The sequence below is a fragment of the Erwinia sp. PME.40.26/001 genome (assembly GCF_055556675.1).
The window spans coordinates 1-235 of sequence record NZ_JBVHNP010000439.1 but is presented as its reverse complement, the minus strand read 5'-3'; the positions used below and the strand labels follow the sequence as shown (position 1 = coordinate 235).

The 235-nt window shown below is 54.0% G+C and carries 1 rRNA gene; it reads left to right on the top strand.

Features of this window, described 5'->3' with window-relative positions:
* Positions 1-167 precede the first annotated feature (167 nt).
* Positions 168-235: ribosomal RNA gene (rrf, locus tag ACZ3HG_RS24885) — 5S ribosomal RNA — on the top strand; the annotation flags it as partial.

Here is a 235-nt window from a genome sequence, read left to right as displayed (position 1 = left end):
AAAGAGATTTTCAGCCTGTTCCCGGAATTAAGTCCGAAGGATTTTGCGCTGTGACAAGGCGGCCAGCGAAGTGAGAGAAGGAGCATACAGAAGTATGTGACTGAGCTTACGAGCGCAGGCAACGCCGTCAGAGCACAAAAGACACAGGACAGAGCACAAAGAATTTGCCTGGCGGCTTTAGCGCGGTGGTCCCACCTGACCCCATGCCGAACTCAGAAGTGAAACGCCGTAGCGC